The organism is Variovorax sp. SG517 (assembly GCF_013376045.1).
GTDB lineage: Bacteria > Pseudomonadota > Gammaproteobacteria > Burkholderiales > Burkholderiaceae_C > Variovorax.
The window spans coordinates 142713-161886 of sequence record NZ_JABMJG010000007.1 but is presented as its reverse complement, the minus strand read 5'-3'; the positions used below and the strand labels follow the sequence as shown (position 1 = coordinate 161886).

The 19174-nt window shown below is 68.1% G+C and carries 18 protein-coding genes; 6 read left to right on the top strand and 12 right to left on the bottom strand.

What is annotated here, in order from left to right; all coding sequences use genetic code 11:
• Positions 1 to 83 precede the first annotated feature (83 nt).
• Positions 84 to 1037 carry a LysR substrate-binding domain-containing protein gene (locus tag FHT32_RS21955; RefSeq protein WP_176666730.1) on the bottom strand — a complete coding sequence of 318 codons (954 nt, stop codon included), beginning with the start codon at positions 1035 to 1037 and terminating at the stop codon, positions 84 to 86.
• Between the two features lie 160 nt (positions 1038 to 1197).
• Between FHT32_RS21955 and FHT32_RS21950 the strand changes: the two genes are divergently transcribed.
• The 4 genes from FHT32_RS21950 (at position 1198) to FHT32_RS21935 (ending at position 4067) form a co-directional block, all read left to right on the top strand.
• On the top strand, positions 1198 to 1899 hold the full coding sequence (locus tag FHT32_RS21950) for a pirin family protein (protein ID WP_176666729.1): 702 nt from the start codon (positions 1198 to 1200) through the stop codon (positions 1897 to 1899).
• An 85-nt stretch (positions 1900 to 1984) separates the two neighbouring features.
• A complete protein-coding gene (locus FHT32_RS21945) occupies positions 1985 to 2404 on the top strand; it encodes a DoxX family protein (RefSeq protein ID WP_176666728.1) in 420 nt (139 codons plus the stop codon).
• 52 nt (positions 2405 to 2456) lie between these two features.
• Complete coding sequence (locus FHT32_RS21940) at positions 2457 to 3008, top strand: flavodoxin family protein (protein ID WP_176666727.1); 552 nt, start codon at positions 2457 to 2459, stop codon at positions 3006 to 3008.
• Between the two features lie 135 nt (positions 3009 to 3143).
• A complete protein-coding gene (locus tag FHT32_RS21935; protein ID WP_176666726.1) occupies positions 3144 to 4067 on the top strand; it encodes a pirin family protein in 924 nt (307 codons plus the stop codon).
• Between the two features lie 29 nt (positions 4068 to 4096).
• Here FHT32_RS21935 and FHT32_RS21930 read toward each other — a convergent pair whose 3' ends face one another.
• The 5 genes from FHT32_RS21930 to FHT32_RS21910 all read right to left on the bottom strand — a co-directional run bounded on the left by FHT32_RS21930 (position 4097) and on the right by FHT32_RS21910 (position 9422).
• Positions 4097 to 5665 (bottom strand): tripartite tricarboxylate transporter permease, encoded by a 1569-nt coding sequence (locus FHT32_RS21930; RefSeq protein WP_176666725.1) that lies wholly within the window; start codon positions 5663 to 5665, stop codon positions 4097 to 4099.
• 4 nt (positions 5666 to 5669) lie between these two features.
• Positions 5670 to 6200, bottom strand: coding sequence for a tripartite tricarboxylate transporter TctB family protein (locus tag FHT32_RS21925; protein WP_176666724.1), 531 nt, complete (start codon positions 6198 to 6200; stop codon positions 5670 to 5672).
• 168 nt (positions 6201 to 6368) lie between these two features.
• Positions 6369 to 7934 (bottom strand): sensor histidine kinase, encoded by a 1566-nt coding sequence (locus FHT32_RS21920; RefSeq protein WP_176666723.1) that lies wholly within the window; start codon positions 7932 to 7934, stop codon positions 6369 to 6371.
• Complete coding sequence (locus tag FHT32_RS21915; RefSeq protein ID WP_176666722.1) at positions 7885 to 8601, bottom strand: response regulator; 717 nt, start codon at positions 8599 to 8601, stop codon at positions 7885 to 7887. Before FHT32_RS21915 ends, FHT32_RS21920 begins: the two co-directional genes overlap by 50 nt.
• Before the next feature lie 35 nt (positions 8602 to 8636).
• Entirely contained in the window at positions 8637 to 9422 is a 786-nt protein-coding gene (locus FHT32_RS21910) for a sulfurtransferase (protein ID WP_176666721.1), read from the bottom strand.
• A 113-nt stretch (positions 9423 to 9535) separates the two neighbouring features.
• Between FHT32_RS21910 and dnaE the strand changes: the two genes are divergently transcribed.
• Positions 9536 to 13054 carry a DNA polymerase III subunit alpha gene (gene dnaE, locus FHT32_RS21905; RefSeq protein ID WP_176666720.1) on the top strand — a complete coding sequence of 1173 codons (3519 nt, stop codon included), beginning with the start codon at positions 9536 to 9538 and terminating at the stop codon, positions 13052 to 13054.
• A gap of 104 nt (positions 13055 to 13158) precedes the next feature.
• Positions 13159 to 13578, top strand: a complete 420-nt coding sequence (locus FHT32_RS21900) for a YgiW/YdeI family stress tolerance OB fold protein (protein ID WP_176666719.1) — start codon at positions 13159 to 13161, stop codon at positions 13576 to 13578.
• Positions 13579 to 13600: 22 nt separating this feature from the next.
• Here the strand turns inward: FHT32_RS21900 and FHT32_RS21895 are convergent, their stop codons facing one another.
• From FHT32_RS21895 to FHT32_RS21870, 6 genes are all read right to left on the bottom strand, one after another.
• The gene (locus FHT32_RS21895; protein ID WP_176666718.1) at positions 13601 to 15331 is read right to left on the bottom strand and encodes a penicillin-binding protein 2; all 1731 of its coding nucleotides are present in this window, start codon (positions 15329 to 15331) and stop codon (positions 13601 to 13603) included.
• A gap of 90 nt (positions 15332 to 15421) precedes the next feature.
• Entirely contained in the window at positions 15422 to 16339 is a 918-nt protein-coding gene (locus FHT32_RS21890) for a cell envelope integrity protein TolA (protein WP_176666717.1), read from the bottom strand.
• Between the two features lie 3 nt (positions 16340 to 16342).
• Positions 16343 to 16780, bottom strand: coding sequence for a biopolymer transporter ExbD (locus FHT32_RS21885; RefSeq protein ID WP_093202808.1), 438 nt, complete (start codon positions 16778 to 16780; stop codon positions 16343 to 16345).
• Between the two features lie 15 nt (positions 16781 to 16795).
• Positions 16796 to 17521, bottom strand: coding sequence for a protein TolQ (gene tolQ / locus FHT32_RS21880; protein ID WP_176666716.1), 726 nt, complete (start codon positions 17519 to 17521; stop codon positions 16796 to 16798).
• Positions 17518 to 17976 (bottom strand): YbgC/FadM family acyl-CoA thioesterase, encoded by a 459-nt coding sequence (locus tag FHT32_RS21875; protein WP_176666715.1) that lies wholly within the window; start codon positions 17974 to 17976, stop codon positions 17518 to 17520. The genes tolQ and FHT32_RS21875 overlap by 4 nt, the downstream gene beginning before the upstream one ends.
• Positions 17973 to 19169 (bottom strand): pyridoxal phosphate-dependent aminotransferase, encoded by a 1197-nt coding sequence (locus tag FHT32_RS21870; protein WP_176666714.1) that lies wholly within the window; start codon positions 19167 to 19169, stop codon positions 17973 to 17975. Before FHT32_RS21870 ends, FHT32_RS21875 begins: the two co-directional genes overlap by 4 nt.
• Positions 19170 to 19174 lie beyond the last annotated feature (5 nt).

Here is a 19174-nt window from a genome sequence, read left to right as displayed (position 1 = left end):
TCCGGCAGCCGCTCCGCCTGAGGGCACACCCTTAGCGGCGCGGCGCGATCCTCGGCAATACTCGTCGGCCCCACGCCGGTTTTCTAGCGGCCTCGATGCCGTTCGAGCAGCGCGCGCCGCGTGCCTTCGTGCTCGAACTGCGCGAGCCACCATTCGAGCGCGCGTCCCGGCTTGCCGGCGCTTGGCACGCGCCAGGCGCAGTGCATCGATCCCATCGGCGGCTTGCGCTCCGTCTGCAGCTCGACCAGGTGCCCGGCCTCGATGTACGGCCGCGCCATCGGCTCCGGCAGGAAGCCGCCTCCCAGGCCGTGCAGCTGCGCGGCGATCTTGGCCTGCATGCTCGGCACGGTGAGCACGTCCTGCCCACCGACGAGGTTCACCGTCATGCTCGGCCCGTGGCGCGCCGAATCGGCCGCCGCCACCGCGCGGTACCGGCGCATCACGGCGTCGGTCAACGGCTGGGTTTCGCGCGCCAGCGGGTGGTGCGGCGCCACAGCGTAGACGAAGCACAGCTCGCCGATCAGCCGGCTGCGGATGCCGGTGGCGCTGAAGGCCAGGCTCGCGGCATCGAGCACCGCGCCGATGGCGAGGTCGGCCTCGCCGGTGGTCAGTGCCTCGATGGTGCCCAGCAGGGTTTCGTCGCGCAGCTTCAGCCGCGTGGGCGGTTCCAGCGCGAAGAAGGCGGTGGCCAGGTCGAGAAGCGGGTCGCGCGCGATCACGCTGTCGACCGAGATGGTCAGCATCGCCTCCCAGCCGGTGGCCACGCGCTTCACGCGGTTGGCCACCGCGTCTATCTCGCCCAGCAGCCGCTCGGCTTCGCGCAGCAGCTCGGCGCCGGCCTCGGTCATGCGGGCCTGGCGGGTGCTGCGGTCGAACAGCAGCACGTCGAGCGCGTCCTCGATCTGGCGCACCCGGTAGCTCAGCGCGCTGGGCACCAGGTTCAGGGCGCGGGCGGCGGCGGCGAAGCTGCCGGTGGCGGCCACCGCCTGGAGCATGGCGAGGGCGTCGGGGGTCAGCACGTCTCTGGGGCTGGGCATGGCGGCTCCATTGATCAAAATATTTGAATGGTGCCATCAAACCGCGGCGTCTTTCGGACGGGGGCCGCGTCCCAAAATTCTTCACATCCGCTGCGCATCCGGCGCGGCATACGAAGAAGGCCCGCACACCCCACAGGGGCAGGGCAGAAGGAGTCAGACGATGTTGCAAGTCCGTAAATCACAGGAACGCGGTTATGCCGACCATGGCTGGCTGCGCTCCTTCCACAGCTTTTCCTTCGCCAACTATTACGACCCGGCCCACATGGGCTTCGGCAACCTGCGCGTGATCAACGAAGACCGCGTGGCGGCGGGCGCCGGCTTCGGCACCCACGGCCACAAGGACATGGAGATCATCAGCTACGTGCTCTCGGGCGAACTGGCGCACAAGGACAGCATGGGCAACGTGGAGAGCATTCCTCCGGGCGACGTCCAGCGCATGAGCGCGGGCCGCGGCGTGATGCACAGCGAGTTCAACCACAAGGCCGACCAGACCACGCACTTCCTGCAGATCTGGATCCTGCCGAAGGTGCGAGGCATCGAGCCCGGCTACGAGCAGAAGAAGTTCAGCGACGACGAGAAGCGCGGCAAGCTGCGCCTGGTGGCCTCGCCCGAAGGCAGCGAAGGCTCGGTGCAGGTGAATGCCGACGCAAGCCTGTACGCCGGCCTCTTCGACGGCGACGAGAAGGCCAGCCTCTCGCTCGACCCGAAGCGCAAGAGCTACGTGCACCTGGTGCGCGGCGAGCTCGAAGTGAACGGCCAGAAGCTCGTGGGCGGCGACGCCGCGATGCTCGAAGGCGAATCGCAGGTGACGCTGGCCGGCGGCAAGGACGCCGAAGTGCTGGTGTTCGACCTGGCCGCCTGATCTTTTCCCCTTGCCGGGCGCTTGCCGCCCGGCTTTTTTCACCCGTGTCTTTTCAATCCAAGCAACAACCGAGGAGTTTTCAACCATGGCAACCGCAAACACCGCACCGAACCCCGCACAGGACACCCTGGCCCTCATCGGCCGCATCCTGATCGCCTACCTGTTCATCCCGGCCGGCATCGGCAAGCTGATGGGCTTCGGCGGCACCGTCGGCTACATCACGTCCGTCGGCCTGCCGCTGCCCGAAGTGGGCGCGGTCATCGCGATCGTCGTGGAACTGGGCCTGGGCATCGCGCTGCTGCTGGGCTTCAAGACCCGCTGGACGGCGATCGCGATGGCGATCTTCACCGTCGCTGCCGCGCTGTTCTTCCACAAGTACTGGTCGGCCCCCGATGCGATGAAGATGATGCAGCAGATCAACTTCAACAAGAACATCGCGATCGCCGGCGGTCTGCTCGCACTCGCCGCCTTCGGCCCCGGCCGCTTCAGCATCGACAAGCGCTGATCCGGCACCCTTTCTGTCACACATCATCAACCTGCTCAGGAGCATAGAAAAAATGGCAAACATCGTCGTCGTCTTCCATTCCGGCTACGGCCACACCCAACGCGTGGCGCAGGCCGTCGCCGATGGCGCGGGTGCGCAGCTGCTCGCCATCGACGCGGACGGCAACCTGCCCGAAGGCGGCTGGGAGCTGCTGGCCGCGGCCGACGCGATCGTCTTCGGTTCGCCGACCTACATGGGCGGCGTGAGCTGGCAGTTCAAGAAGTTCGCCGACGCCTCGTCGAAGGTCTGGTTCACGCAGGGCTGGAAGGACAAGCTCTTCGCCGGCTTCACCAACAGCGCCACCATGAACGGCGACAAGGTCACGACGCTGAACTACCTCTGGACGCTGGCGATGCAGCACAGCGGCATCTGGGTCAGCATGGGCATCCTGCCGAGCAACAACAAGGCAGCCACGCGCGATGCGCTGAACTACGTGGGCGGCTACGGCGGCCTGCTGACGCAGTCGCCTTCGGACGCCAGCCCGGCGGAGATGTTCAAGGGCGATTTCGACACCGCCCGCGCCTTCGGCGAGCGCATCGCCACGGTGGCAAGATCGCGGGGCTAGAGCTCGCCCCCAGGCTTCGCGCAGCCCGCCCCCTTCGCCGGGGGCGACACCTGCGGCCCGACCCCGCCGGTCCTGCGGTGTCCCGCGAACGGGCCGTCATGAGCGAAGCCGATCCATAACCCACGGAGAAACACGATGACCGACGCCACCCCCGAAACCCGACTGCTCAAGCCGCACGACAAGGACCTCGGAGGCGGCTTCAAGGTCAGGCGCCTGCTGCCCGCGGCGCAGCAGCGCTCGGTCGGCCCCTTCGTGTTCTTCGACCATTTCGGCCCGGCCACCGAGCAGCCGGGCACCGAGCACGACGTGCGCCCGCATCCGCACATCGGGCTTTCGACCGTCACCTATCTCTTCAAGGGCGCGATGATGCATCGCGACAGCCTCGGCAGCGTGCAGGAGATCCTGCCCGGCGCCATCAACTGGATGACCGCCGGCCGCGGCATCGTGCACTCCGAACGCAAGCCCGAGCGCCTGAAGGCCGACACCTACGTGAACCACGGCCTGCAGCTGTGGGCCGCGCTGCCGCAGGCGCACGAAGAGGTCGAGCCCAGCTTCGAGCACACCCCTGCTGACGCGATTCCCGAACTGACGGAGCAGGGCGCTGCGGTGCGCGTTCTGGTGGGCGAGGCCTTCGGCGCCCGCTCGCCGGTGAAGACGCTTTCGCAGACCGTGTACCTCGACATCGCGCTGCCGGCAGGCGGGCGCTTCGAGCTGCCCGCGCTGGCGCCCGAGCTGGCCGTCTACGCGGTCGATGCCGACCTCGCGGTGAACGGCGAGCCGGTCGAGGTCCACACCATGGCCGTGCTGCCGCTCGGGCAGGGTGGCACCATTACGGCCGACGCCGCCGTGCGCCTCGTGGTGATCGGCGGCGAGCCGCTGGACGGCCCGCGCTACATCACCTGGAACTTCGTCTCCAGCAGCCGCGAGCGCATCCTCGAAGCCGGCGCCGACTGGGCAGCACAACGCATGGGCCATGTGCCGGGCGAGACCGAGTTCATCCCGCTGCCCGGCAAGCCCTTCGGCGTGCGCGAGCCCGATACGGGCACCACGCCGGTCTGAGCCGTCTGTGCCGCCCGGCGGCGCGCCGGTTACTTGCCGCCGATCGACACGCTCTCGGCAGGCGGTGCGCCCTCGGGCGCCTTCGGCAGGTCGAGCATGGCCTTGCGGCTGCCGCGGCCGCGCCATGCGGAGTAGCTAACGCCCAGCAGCAGCAGCGCGCACAGGCCGATGAAGGTGGCGCTGATCGGCCGCGTCACGAACACCGACATGTCGCCGCGCGACAGCAGCAGGGCGCGGCGGAAGTTCTCCTCCACCATCGGCCCGAGCACGAAGCCCAGCAGGATCGGCGCGACCGAGAACTCCAGCGTCATCAGCACTGCGCCGACGATGCCGAACACCAGCACCTCCCAGATCTGGAACAGGCTGTTCTGCGTGCTGTACACGCCGGTCGCAATGAAGAACATCGCGGCCGGGAACAGATACTTGTAGGGCACCTTCAGGAGCTTCACCCACACGCCGATCATCGGGACGTTCAGGATCACGAGGATCACGTTGCCGATCCAGAACGAGGCGATCAGGCCCCAGAAGATGTCCGGGTGCTCGGTGATGAGCTGCGGACCGGGCTGGATGCCCTGGATCAGCAGCGCACCGAGGATCAGCGCCATGACTGCGTCGCCGGGAATGCCCAGGCTCATCGTCGGAATGAAGTCGACCTGCGTCTTCGAGTGAGCCGAAGCCTCGGGGCCGGCCACGCCTTCGATCATGCCGGTGCCGAACCTGTTGGGCGTCTTCGACACCTTTCGCTCCAGCGCGTAGGCGATGAACGTGGTGATGGTCGGGCCCGTGCCGGGCATAGCACCGAACACCGTGCCGACGATGGTGCCGCGGATCATCGCGGGGAAGGCGCGCTTGAGCTCTTCCTTGCTCGGGCGCATGTCGCTGAGCTTGAGGGTGCCGGTGTCGCCGATGGCTTTCATGCGGTTCACGTTGAGCAGGAAGTCGGCCACGCCGAACAGGCCCATCGAGATCGCCACGAGTTCGAGGCCGTCGCTCAGCTCGGGCAGCCCGAAGGCGAAGCGGAAGCTGCCACTGTTCACGTCGGTGCCGACCACGCCGCACAGCAGGCCGAAGAGCGTCATCGCCACGCCCTTGAGCGGCGAGCCGCGCGACATGGTGGAGCCGGCCAGCAGGCCCAGCAGCATGATCGAGAAGATCTCGGTCGGGCCGAACTTGAACGCGATCTGCACCAAGAGCGGCGAGGCGAAGATCATCACGATGATGCCGACCGAGGCCGCGAGGAACGAGGCGATCATCGTCACCCCGAGCGCGACCCCGCCCTTGCCCTGCTTGGTCATCGGGTACCCGTCGAGACAGGTCACCGCATGCGGCGGGTGCGAGGGCATGTTCATCAGGATGGCGCCGATGGCGCCGCCGTACTGCGAGCCGTAGAAGATGCCGGCCAGCATCAGGATGGCAGGCACCGGATGCATCACGTAGGTGAGCGGCAGCAGGATCGAGATGGCCTGCAGCGCGCCCATGCCCGGCAGCACGCCGATCAGGTTGCCCACCAGCACGCCGAAGAAGGACCACATCAGGTTCGAGCCCTGGAAGGCCACGCCGAAGCCGTACCAGAGGTCGTGGAGCGATTGACCGATCATGGCTTCAGCCTCCCCACTGGAACAGGGGCAGCTGCAGCTTCAGCGCCCACCAGAAGACCACTACCGCGATGAAGCACATCGCGAGCGAGAGCAGCAGCGCCTCGGTCAGCGTGTTGTCGCGGTCGCCCAGCGCCGAGATGAACACGATCGCGAAGGTCGCGGGCAGCAGCCCGCCGTATTCGCCGAAGAGCAGGAAGGCGAGGATGCCGAGGATGATGCAGACGCCGCCGCGCAGGTCGGGCATGCCGCCCGGGTGGCCGTGCGAGGCCGCTTCCTCGCTTGCGACTTCGGTGGATTTGTCGCCGCGCGCGGAGACCGCGATGAGCAGGCCGGTGAGTGCCAGCAGCGCGCCGAGCGCGACGGGGAAGAAGCCCGGCCCCATGTGCGCGAGCTCGCCCACGCGGTAGCCGACGCCGGCATACACGGCTGCCAGCCCGACGACGATCAGCAGTGCGCCGCCGTAGTAGTCTTTCTTGAATTTCGAAGCGGGCCGGGGCGCGTGCGAGGCCGGATCTTCACCGAGCTGGTGCTGCATAAATCTCCTTCGTCTTGAAGGAGGGCAGTCTAGGAATCGGGGCTTTCAGTCCCCTTTCGGGAGAGGCTCTTGCAGCCCTGCGCGCCTCAAAATACGTGTAATCACGTACCGGCCCATCCGGTGAAACCCTTGCAAAAAGCGGATCCCGATGCGGGGCTCGCGCGATGTTCAGGAAGCGTGCAGCGGCAACCTCAGCGTCGCGCGCAATCCGCCACCGTTGGGACGCTCGGGCGTGTCGGCATTCGAGAGTTCGATCTCGCCGCCGTTGCGCCGCGCGTAGCCGCGCGCGATGGCGAGGCCCAGGCCCGCGCCTTGCGCCGGACCGGTGGTGGTGGAGCTGTCGCGATGGAAGCGCTCGAACACGCTCTCGCGCCGCTCGGGCGCGATGCCGGGTCCGCTGTCGCACACCTCGGCCAGCGCATGCGTGGCGTCGCGCCGCACGGTCACGGTGATGTTGCCCCCGCGCGGCGTGTACTTGATGGCGTTGTGCACGAGGTTGGAAAGCACCTCGTGCAGCTCGGCCGCGTCGGCTGCCACGGGCAGCACGGGCGGGTCGCCTTCGTCGTCGGCCGATTCGTCCGTGCCGATGTCGCCGCGCGCATCGACCCAGCCGAGGTCCTGGTCGTTCTCGCGCGCGAGCGGCAGGTACTGCAGCACCACGTCGCGCGCGACGGCGTTGAGGTCTGCCACCGCGGCGCCGGCCGGCGCGGCTTCGTCTCCGGCGGTGGCATGGGCCAGCGCCAGCAACTGCTCGCTCAGGCGGCGCGTGCGCGCGAGTTGGGCGACGATGGCGTGCAGCGATTCGCGCATGCGCGCCGGGTCGGTCTCGCGCACCGCGTAGCCGGCCTGGATCGACAGGATGCTCAGTGGCGTGCGCAGCTGGTGCGAGGCGTCGGCGAGGAACTGCGACTGCTCGGCCACCATGCGCCGGTGGCCCGAGATGTGGTGGTTGACCGCGTCCACCAGCGGCGCCACCTCGCGCGGCACGCCGCTGGCGTCCAGTGGCGTGAGGTCGTCGCGCTGGCGCTCGCGCAGCGAGCGGCGCAGGCGCTCCAGCGGGCGCAGCGTCCACGCCACGCCCAGCCACACCAGCAGCGCGGTCACCAGCACCATGCGCGTGTCGCGCAGCACCTCCTGGCGCAGCGTCTCGGCCTGTGCCCGGGCGCGCGGGCCGGTGCCCTCGGCCGCCTGGATCAGCACGCTGTAGGCGATGCCGGGATGGGCGTTGTCGTACACCGTCTGCCGCAGCGCGGCCACGCGTACCGGATGGCCCTCGTGCTGCGCGTCGTAGAACACCGGCGTGCCGTCGGGCGGGCGCTGCGCCGGGCGCGGCAGGGCGGGCACGCCCATGAGGGTGGTCTCGGGCGAGTTCACGTCGAGCGTCTCGCCCTTGGGAATGCGCTGCACGCCGACGTGCAGGTACTTGTAGCGCAGCCGCGTGGACTCGAACATCGCCTGGATCGAGAAGGGCTCCTGCACGCGCACGCTGCCGTCGCTGGCCACCACGATGCCGTTGGCCAGCGCCTGCACCGGCTCCAGCAGGCTCTGGTCGTAGGCGACTACGAGCGAGTCCGTCAGCGCGCGGTAATCGTTCCAGCTGTCGAGTGCGAGCAGCGCGACGATGCCGGGCAGCAGCAGCGCGAGCAGGCGCGCGCGGATGCCGAAGCGCCGCGGCTGCTGTGCCTCAGTCGCCTTCGCCGGGGAGTGGGGTGCTGGCCGGGGCTGTGGATCCATCGGCGATGCTCTCCAGCATGTAGCCCAGGCCGCGCACGGTGACGATGCGCACGTCGCTGTCGGCGAGCTTGCGCCGCAGCCGGTGCAGCACCACCTCGATGGCGTCGGGGCCGGCGGTGCTGTCGTTGGTGAACACCTTGGCGAAGAGCTGCGACTTGCCCACCGGCGAGCCGCTGCGCAGCAGCAGGGCGGTGAGCGCGGCCTGCTCGCGCGGGGTGAGCGACAGCAGCGTGCCGCGCAGCGTGAAGGCGCGGCTCTGGCTGTCGTAGGAGAGAGAGGCGCACTGCAGGCGCGGGTGCTGCTTGCCGCGGCTGCGCCGCACCAGCGCCGCGAGCCGTGCCTCGAGCTCTTCCAGCTCGAAGGGCTTGGTGAGGAAGTCGTCGGCTCCGAGGTTCAGGCCGCGCACCCGGTCCTGCAGCGCGCCCTGCGCGGTGAGGATCAGCACCGGCGTGCGGTCGTCGGCGGCCCGCATGTCGGCCAGCACGCTCAGGCCGTGCTTGTCTGGCAGGCGCAGGTCGAGAACGATGGCGTCGTATTCGGTGCCGGCCATAAAGGCCTCGGCCGTGCGCGCGTCGGGCGCGTGGTCGGGCACGAAGCCGCTCTGCGTGAGCGCCCGGACCAGCCACGAGGCCATGTCCAGTTCGTCTTCCACCAGGAGGATGCGCATGGGGCCTGTCGCGTGCTGCGTTGTTGTTGCAGGCTTTACTGCTTGATGGCGAGGTCGGGGTCTTCGGACGCGCGGGCGCTGGCGCGTGCCGAGCGCGCGCTCAGGTCGGGCGCCAGGGCCTCGCGGCCGTCGAAGACGAAGCAGTCGCCCTTGTAGTGTGCGCCGCCGACTTCCTCGAAGTACTTGAGGATGCCGCCTTCGAGCTGCAGCACGTTCTCGACGCCTTCCTCGTGCATCAGGATGGCCGCCTTCTCGCAGCGGATGCCGCCGGTGCAGAAGCTCACCACCGTCTTGCCCTTGAACTCGTCGCGGTGCGCGCGCAGGGCGGGCGGGAATTCGGTGAACTTGCCGATGCGCCAGTCGATGGCGCCCTCGAAGCTGCCGTAGTCGACCTCGAAGGCGTTGCGGGTGTCCAGCAGGGCGATCTCGCGGCCCCCGTCGTCATGGCCCTGGTCGAGCCAACGCTTGAGCGTGGCGGCGTCCACGCCGGGCGCGCGGCCGGCGGCGGGGCGGATGGCGGGGTGGTCCATGCGGATGATCTCGCGCTTGAGCTTCACCAGCATGCGGCGGAAGGGCTGCGTGGCGGACCAGCTTTCCTTGGCCTCCAGGTCGGCGAAGCGGGCGTCGGCGCGCAGGTGGGCCAGGAAGGCCCGCACGTTGTCGGCCGCTCCGGCCAGGAACATGTTGATACCTTCGGGTGCCACCAGGATGGTGCCCATGAGCCCCAGGGCCTGGGTGCTGGCACGCAGGTCTTCACGCAGCGCGGGGCTGTCGTCGATGGCCACGAACTTGTAGGCCGCGATATTCAAAATCTCTTGCACGGGGCGGGATTTTAGGTGCCGGCGGAATATCGCCCGGGTGCGGGGCCTCTGCCGGGGCAATTTCAGGGATTGCCAACCCACATCGTGGAGGGGCTGCTTTCTACAATGGAAGCATGTTTGTTCACCTGCGCCTGCACACCGAGTTTTCCGTCGTCGACGGCACCAATCGAATCGACGATGTCGTCAAGGCCGCCGCTGCCGACAAGCAGCCCGCACTGGCCATCACCGACCTGAACAACCTGTTCGGGGCCGTCAAGTTCTACAAGCAGGGCCGGGGCAAGGGCGTCAAGCCCGTCATCGGCGCCGAGGCCTTCGTGGACGGACTGGGCAAGGAGCCCGGCGCGCTCACCCGCATCGTGCTGCTGGTGCAGAACATGGAGGGCTACCTCAACCTGTCCGAGCTGCTGGCGCGGGCATGGACGCAGAACGTGGGCCGCGGCCAGTCGCAGGCGGCCTGCAAGCTCGAATGGCTGCAGGAGCTTTCGGGCGGGCTGATCGCGCTGTCGGGCGCGCAGGCGGGCCCGCTGGGGCAGCCGCTGCTGCAGGGGCAGGGCGAACGGGCGGCCGAGCTGGCGCTGCAGCTGGCGGGCATCTTCCCGCACCGCTTCTACATCGAGCTGCAGCGCGCGGGCCGTCCCGAGGACGAGCCGCACGTGGTTGCCGCCGTGCAACTCGCGGCCCGGCTGCACCTGCCGGTGGTCGCCACGCACCCGGTGCAGTTCGCCGCCCGCGAGGACTACGAGGCGCACGAGGCGCGCGTGTGCATCTCCGAAGGCGAGATCCTCGGCAATCCGCGTCGGGTGCGCCGCTTCACCGAGGAGCAGTATTTCAAGTCGACCGCCGAGATGGAGGCGCTCTTCGCCGACGTGCCCAGCGCGCTGGCCAACACGGTCGAGATCGCCAAGCGCTGCAACCTCACGCTGGTGCTGGGCAAGCCGCAGCTGCCGGACTTCCCGACGCCCTTCATCGCCGAAGGCGTGCGCATGCCCATCGACGACTTCTTCCGCCAGGAATCGTTCGAGGGCCTGGAGCTGCGCCTGAAGCACCTCTACCCCGACGAAGCCAGGCGCGACGCCGAGCGCCCGCGATACGTCGAGCGGCTCGAGTTCGAGATCAAGACGATCCTGAACATGGGGTTCCCCGGCTACTTCCTGATCGTGGGCGACTTCATCCAGTGGGCCAAGAACAACGGCTGCCCGGTGGGCCCGGGCCGGGGCTCGGGCGCCGGCTCGCTCGTGGCCTACGCGCTGAAGATCACCGACCTCGACCCGCTCGAATACAAGCTGCTGTTCGAACGCTTTCTGAACCCCGAGCGCGTCTCGATGCCCGACTTCGACATCGACTTCTGCCAGGGCAACCGCGACCGCGTCATCGACTACGTGAAGGACAAGTACGGCCGCAACGCCGTGAGCCAGATCGCCACCTTCGGCACCATGGCCGCGCGCGCGGCCATCCGCGACGTGGGCCGCGTGCTCGACATGAGCTACATGTTCTGCGACGGCATCAGCAAGCTGATCCCGAACAAGCCCGGCATGTCGGTCACGCTGCAGTACCCGCCGGAGAAGAAGATCGAGGGCGACAAGAACAACTACGCCATCGAGATGGAGCCGCAGCTCGCGGAGCGCATCGAGAAGGAAGAAGAAGTCAGGATGCTGGTCGAGCTCGCGCAGAAGCTCGAAGGCATGACCCGCAACATCGGCATGCACGCCGGCGGCGTGCTCATCGCGCCGGGCAAGCTCACCGACTTCTGCCCGCTCTACCAGCAGCCCGGCAGCGAATCGGCCGTGAGCCAGTACGACAAGGACGACGTGGAGGCCATCGGCCTCGTGAAGTTCGACTTCCTGGGCCTGGCGACGCTCACAATCCTGGAGATCGCGCGCGAGTTCATCATGAAGCGCCACAAGGGCCAGGAGAACTTCGCGTTCGAGAACATCCCGCTGAACGACGCGGCCACCTACCGGCTCTTCTCCGACGGCAAGACCGAGGCCGTGTTCCAGTTTGAAAGCCGCGGCATGCAGGGCATGCTGAAGGACGCGCGTCCCACGCGCCTGGAAGACCTGATCGCGCTGAACGCGCTGTACCGCCCGGGCCCGATGGACCTGATTCCCAGCTTCGTGGCGCGAAAGCACGGCCGCGAAGAGGTGGAGTACCCGCACCCGGCGGTGGCCGAGATGCTCTCCGAGACCTACGGGATCATGGTCTACCAGGAGCAGGTGATGCAGACGGCGCAGATTCTGGGCGGCTACTCGCTCGGCGGCGCCGACCTGCTGCGCCGCGCGATGGGCAAGAAGAAGCTCGAGGAGATGGCCGAGCACCGCGAGAAATTCCGCGCGGGCGCCCTCAAGACGCACGGCATCGAGCAGGACAAGGCCGACGAGATCTTCGACTTGATGGAGAAGTTCGCGGGCTACGGCTTCAACAAGTCGCACGCCGCCGCCTACTCGCTGCTGGCGTACCACACGGGCTGGCTCAAGGTTCACTACACGGCCGAGTTCTTCTGCGCCAACATGACCGTGGAAATGGACGACACGGACAAGCTCAAGCTGCTGTTCGAGGACGCCCAGAAGAACTTCGGCATCACCTTCGAGCCGCCGGACGTGAACCGCGGCAACTACCGCTTCGAGCCGGTCACCAACAAGGTGATCCGCTACGGCCTGGGCGCCGTCAAGGGCACCGGCCAGCTCGCGGTCGAGGCCGTGGTGCGCGCACGGGAGGAGGGCGGGCCGTTCAAGAGCCTGTACGACTTCTGCGTGCGCATCGACCGCCAGCGCATCAACAAGCGCACGGTGGAAGCGCTGATCAAGGCCGGCGCCTTCGACGCCATCCAGCAGAACCGCGCGGCGCTGGTCGCCTCGCTCGACCGCGCCTTCGAATTCGCCAACGCCACGGCGGCCAACGCCTCGCAGGTCGACATCTTCGGCGACTCCGAGCACGGTTCCGCCACTGCCGAGCCCGACCTGGTCGACGCCACGCCCTGGGGCGTGAAGGAGCGCCTGACGCTGGAGAAGACGGCCATCGGCTTCTATCTCTCGGGCCACCTGTTCGACGAGGTTTCGCACGAGGTGCGGCGCTTCTGCAAGCGCGAGATCGCCGACCTGCTCGACAGCCGCGACCAGCAGGTCATTGCCGGCATCGTGAGCGACTTCCGCGTCATCAACGGCCAGCGCGGCCGGCTGGCGATCTTCAAGCTCGACGACAAGTCCGATTCCATCGAGGCCACGGCCGACGAGGCGCTGATCAACGCCAACCGCAACACGCTGAAGGACGACGAGCTCGTCATCGTCAGCGGCCGGCTGCAGCCCGCGCGCGGCGGCTTCGAGGCGCGCTTCCAGGTGCAGCAGGTGTGGGACCTGGCCTCGGCGCGCTGCCGCTTCGGCAAGTTCCTGCGCGTGGCGGTCAACGGCAAGGCGCCCGACATCGCGCGCCTCTTGAAAGACTTTCCGCCGCGCACCGAGCAGACCGAGGTGGGCGACCTGATCCAGGGGCTGCCGGTGCGGCTTTCGATGGCGCGCTCGGGTGCGCAGGTCGAGCTGCAGCTGGGCGACCGCGCGAAGTTCTTCCCGACCGACGCGGCGCTGGCCAGCTGGACCGCGCAGGCCGAGGCGGGCAAGGCGCTGATCGTCTACGACTGATTTCTGCCGGCGCGGTGACAAGTGCCCGGCGGGCGTGGGCTCTTTGAGGCCCTCGCTACGATGCCTCCAGCCTTTCAGTCGAGAGGCACAAGGAGGATCCCGTCATGAAGAAACAGTCTCTCGTCATCGCATTGGCACTGGCGTTGCCCCTGGCATTGCCGCTTGCCGCATCGGCCCAGTACACCGGCCCGAACACCCAGCCGGCCGCCGGAGCCGGCGCGTCGGGCACGCCGTACGCCGGCCCGAGCACCGTGCCGGCGATGAGCGTCAAGCAGCTGATCGACACCGGCAAGGACGACCAGTACGCCACGCTGCGCGGCTTCATCGTGTCGCACGACGGCGGAGAGCACTACACCTTCGCCGACGAAACCGGCCGCATCAAGGTGGAGATCGACGCCAAGCATTTCCCGCCGGGCGTGAAGATCGACGACAAGGTGCGCGTCGAGCTCACGGGCGAGTTCGACAAGGACCTGATCGGCAGCAAGGTCGAGCTCGACGTGAAGCGCCTCGCCGTGCTGCGCTGAGCCCCGGGCCGGCCTGGCGGCCTCAGTGCGCCATCGACGCCACGGCGAGGTCGGGCACCACGTTCATGATGCGCAGCGTCTGCTGCACCACCTGGCTGAACACCGGCGCGGCCACGAGGCCACCGAAGTACTTGCCGGCGCTGGGCTCGTCGACCATCACCGCGACGATGATGCGCGGCTTGTCGATGGGCGACATGCCCGTGTACCAGGCGCGGTACTTGTTGCTCGCGTAGCCCTTGCCCACCTGCTTGTGCGCAGTGCCGGTCTTGCCGCCCACCGAGTAGCCCACCGTCTGGGCCAGCGGCGCGGTGCCGCCGGGCGCGGCGGCCATGTGCATCATCTGGCGTACCTCGCTGGCTACCAGCGGCGAGAACACCTGCACGCCGGCGGGCTCCTCCCCTCGGTTCTTCAGCAGGCTGATGGGGATCACCTCTCCGTCGTGCGCGAAGGCCGTGTACGCGTGCGCGATCTGGAAGAGCGAGGCCGACAGCCCGTATCCGTACGACATGGTCGCCTGCTCGATGGGCCGCCACGACTTCCACGGCCGCAGCCTGCCGGTGACCGCGCCGGGGAAGGGCGTCTGCGGCTTCTGGCCGAGGCCCACGGCGGTGAGCGAGTTCCACATCTCCTGCGCCGACATGCGCTGCGAGATCTTGGTGGCTCCGACATTGCTCGACTTCTGGATCACGCCCTCGACTGTGAGCACGCCGAAGTTCTCGTCGTCGTGGATGGTCGCGCCCGAGACGGTGATGCGCCCGGGGTTGGTGTCGATGATGGTCTTGGGCGTGACGCGGCCCAGCTGCAGCGCGGTGGCGACGGTGATGGGCTTCATCGTCGAGCCGGGCTCGAACACGTCGGTCATGGCGCGGTTGCGCAACTGCTCGCCGGTGAGGCTGCGGCGGTCGTTCGGGTCGTAGCTCGGATAGTTGGCCATGGCCAGCAGTTCGCCGGTCTGCGCGTCGACCACCACCACGCTGCCGGCGCGCGCCTTGTTGGCGACCACGGCATCGCGGATCTTCTCGTAGGCCACGAACTGCACCTGGTCGTCGATGCTCAGCTGGATGTCGTGTCCCGGCGTGGGCGGCACCTGGTCTTCCGTGTCCTCGATGATGTGGCCCAGCCGGTCCTTCAGCACGTGGCGCGAGCCGGCCTTGCCGGCCAGGTCGTGGTCGAAGGCCAGCTCGATGCCTTCCTGGCCCACGTCTTCCACGTTGGTGAAGCCCGCCAGATGCGCCGCCGCTTCGCCCTCGGGGTACTGGCGGCGGTAGTCGCGGCGCAGGTAGACGCCCTTGATGTTCAACGCGGCAACCTGCCTGGCGATGGGCTCGTCGACCTGGCGCTTGATCCAGACGAAGCTCTTGTCCTCGTCCTCCAGCTTCTTGTCGAAGTCCTTCTGCGGCATGCCGAGAAGCTTCGCGGCCTGCCTGAGCTTTTCCTGCGTGGCCGGATCGTCGCGCTCGATGTCTTCCGGAATGGCCCAGATGCTGGGAGCCGGAATGTCAGATGCCAGGATCAGCCCGTTGCGGTCGAGGATGCGGCCGCGGTTGGCCGGCAGCTCCAGCGTACGCTGGTAGCGGACCTCGCCCTGGTGCTGGAAGAAGTCGTTGGCGAAGATCTGGACGTAGGCGGCGCGTCCGGCCAGCAGCAGGAAGCCGAAGGCGACGCTGGCCACGATGAACTTGCTGCGCCACACGGGAGTGGGGCTGGCGAGCAGGGGACTGCTGCCATAGCGGATGCGGCCGTTGGGGGTCATGAGCCCTGATTATCGAGTTCCGGGTGACGTGAAAGTCACCCGGAAGGGCCCCGTTTTCTTAGCTGCGCGTTAGGCGCGCGAGGAAGGAAATCAGCGCTTGGGCCGCAGCGTGACGATCAGCGACGGGAAGATGCGCCCGTCGGTGTCGCGCGGCAGCTTGTCGGTCTTGCGCAGGCCGCGTTCGGCAGCGTCGTCCCAACCCGGCAGGCCGCTCGACTTGCTGAGCTTCACGCCGACGATGGTGCCGTCGGGCGCAAGGCTCACCTCGAACTCGGCGGCCGGATTGCCGTTCACTGTGTCGGCATCGGGGAAGGTGATGTTCGGCCGCACCGCTGCGGCGATGCGGCCGGCATAACCGCTCGACGGGCCCGAGGAGCGCAGCGCCGTGCCCTTCGAATCGTCGGCGCCGCTGGCGCCCGCGAGACCCTGCATCCGCTTGAGCGCGGCGGCGCGGTCCGCGGCCGCCTGCTTCGCAGCAGCCTCGGCCTTCTTCTGCTCGGCTTGCTTGGCTTCGGCTTCCTGCTGCTTCTTCTGCTCGGCCAGCTTCTTCTGCTGTTCCTTTTTGCGCTCGGCCTCGTCCTCTGCGCGCTGCCTGGCTTCCAGCTCTTTCTTCTTCTGCTGTTGCTGGCGTTCGAGCTCGCGCTCCTGCTGTTCCTTCTGCTCCTTGAGCTTCTTCTCACGCTCGAGGGCGATGTCGGGGGCCTTGGGCGCAGGGGCGGGCTCGGGCGCCTTCGCAGCCGGAGGAGGCGGCGGCGCAGGAGCGGGCGGCGGCGGCGCGGGAACCGGGGTGGGTGCCGGCGGCGCCTGCAGGCGAGGCGCTGCCTGCTGCACCGTGGACGACCACAGCTCCGCGTCCACGGCGCCCTCGTCGGCGTCGCTGCGCCAGCGCACGCCCCAGGTCAGCGCCGCGATCAGCAGGCCGTGGGCAATGAGCGCCAGTACCAGTGCACGCCCGGTGCCGCGCTGCGGCGGCGGTGCGAACTCGGGGCGATCCAGTGCGAGCGACATGCCTTACTTGCCGCCCGTGGTCGTGACCGACAGGCCCACGCGCTCGATGCCGCTGCGCTTGAGCTGGTTCATCGCCTTCACGACGGTCTCGTACTTCACGGCCTTGTCGGCGCTGATGACCACCGGTCGCTGGTCGTCGCCGCCCTGGGCCTGCTTGGCGGCCGAGCCGATCTGGGCCATGGGGATCGAGGTGCCGCCCGTGCCGGTGGACGGGTCCTTCTTGATCTGCACTTCGTCTTCGCTCTTGATGACGATCTCGATCGGCTTGTCGGGCTGCTTGCTGGCGCGGTCGACCGAGGGCAGGTTGATCACGCTCGGCGTGATGAGCGGCGCGGTGACCATGAAGATGATCAGCAGCACCAGCATCACGTCGATGAACGGGACCATGTTGATCTCGTTGATCGTCCGGCGGCCGCGGCCCCGGGATGAAACGGCGGGCATGCGCTGCGCCTCCGTTCAGCGGTTGGCCGGAGCCACCGAGGAGCCCGCGCCGCCGCCCGCGGCCGGGTTGGCCGACAGGTTGCGCTGCAGGATGTTGGAGAACTCCTCGATGTAGGTCTCGAGGGCGATGGCGATCTTGTCGATCTCGCGGGCGAAGCGGTTGTAGCCCACGACCGCCGGAATGGCGGCGAAGAGGCCGATGGCCGTGGCCACCAGCGCCTCGGCGATGCCGGGGGCCACGGTGGCCAGCGTCACCTGCGCCAGCGCGGCCAGGCCGGTGAAGGCGTGCATGATGCCCCAGACCGTGCCGAACAGGCCGACGTACGGAGAGACGGAGCCGACGGTCGCCAGGAACGAGAGGTTCTGCTCGGCCGCATCCAGCTCGCGCTGGAAGCTCGCGCGCATTGCGCGGCGGGCGCCGTCGAGCAACGTGCCGGCGTCGGTGACGTGGCGCTCGCGCAGCTTCTGGTACTCGCGCATGCCCGAGGCGAAGATGCGCTCCATGGGGCCGGCGAACTTGGCGTTCTGCGCGGCCGAGGCGAACAGTTCGTTGAGGCTGGTGCCCGACCAGAACTCGCGCTCGAAGTCCTCGTTGAGGGCGCGCATGCGCCGAAGCGCGAAGTACTTGCGGATGATCGCGGCCCAGCTTGCGATCGAGACGATCACCAGCAGTGCCACCACCAGTTGAACCACGAAGCTCGCATGGAGCAGGAGATTGATGATGGAAAGGTCTTGGTTCATGGCTTGAAAGTTTGAGTCATGGAGCCGCTGTAGCGCTCTAGGGTTCCCGTCACCTGTTTCGGAATGCGTGCGGGCCGCAACGTGGCCGCGTCCACCCATCCGATGCGGATCGTGCCTTCGCACAGCAAGACTGGTTCGGAGGCCCCCGTTCGTTCCTGCTCTGTTTTCGATAGCACGCGCTGTCCGATTATCAATGACGCGGTGCCCAATTGTTTGAGATCGGCAGTCACGAGCAGCTCGTCGTCCAGCCGCGAGGGCCGATGGTATTTGAGCTGCGTCTCGCTCACCACGAACTGGCCGCCGGTTTCGTCGCGCAGCTTGCGCTGTTCCACGCCCAGCGAGCGCAGCCATTCGGTGCGGCCGCGTTCCATGAATTTCAGGTAGTTGGCGTAGAACACGATGCCGCCGGCGTCGGTGTCTTCCCAGTAGACGCGGATCGGAAACGCGTAGCTCATCGGTCCCGGTTCTCTGCCATCGCCCGCAGGCGCTCGATGGACTCCTGCAGGTGCGCCATCGAGCTGGCGGTGGAGAAGCGGACGAACTTCGCCGTCTCGGCAGTGCCGAAGTCGCGCCCCGGCGTGACGGCGACGTGCGCGCGCTTCATGGTCTCGAAGGCGAAGTCCCAGCTGCCCGAGATGCCGAGCTTCCCGGCGAAGGCGGTGCAGTCGGCCCAGGCGTAGAAGGCGCCGTCGGGCACCACGGGCACGTTCAGGCCCAGCGCATTGAGCTGCGGAATGAACCAGTCGCGGCGCGCCTTGAACTCGGCGCGGCGGCGTTCGTACTCGGCGATGCTCTCGTCCTCGAAGCAGGCGAGCGCCGCGTACTGCGACACGGTGCTCGCGCAGATGAACAGGTTCTGCGCCAGCCGCTCGACCACCGGCACCAGCACTTCGGGCACCACCAGCCAGCCCAGGCGCCAGCCGGTCATGTTGAAGTACTTGCTGAAGCTGTTGATGCTGATGACGTTCTCGTCGATGGCCAGCGCCGTCTGCCCGAAGGCATCGTCGTAGGAGAGGCCCAGGTAGATCTCGTCGATCAGCGTGATGCCGCCGCGCTTCGACACCACCTCGTGGATGCGGCGAAGCTCGTCGGGCGCGATCGAAGTGCCGGTCGGATTCGAGGGCGACGCGAGCAGCACGCCGCGCGTCTTGTCGGTCCAGGCGGCCTCGACCTTGGCGGCCGTGAGCTGGAAACGCTCCTCGGCTGTGGTCGGCAGCAGCACTGCCTTGCCTTCGGCAGCGCTCACGAAGTGGCGGTTGCACGGATAGCTCGGGTCGGGCATCAGGATCTCGTCACCCGATTCGATCAGCGCCAGGCAGGCCAGTTGCAGCGCGGCCGAGGCACCGGCCGTGACGACGATGCGGCGCGCCGGCACGTCCACGTTGAAGCGCTGGCGGTACCAGGCGCTGATGCGTTCGCGAAGATGGTCGAGGCCGGTGGCCTGCGTGTACTGCGTGGCGCCGGCACGCACCGCGCGGGCGGCGGCTTCCTGGACCAGCGGCGGGGCGGTGAAGTCGGGCTCGCCGATGTTCAGGAAGATCATCGGCCGGTCGGTGTGGGCGACCTCGCGGGCGAGCACGCCGGCCGCCTTGGCCACTTCCATCACGTAGAAGGGCTCGATGCGCTGCGCGCGCGTGGAAATTCTCATCGCAC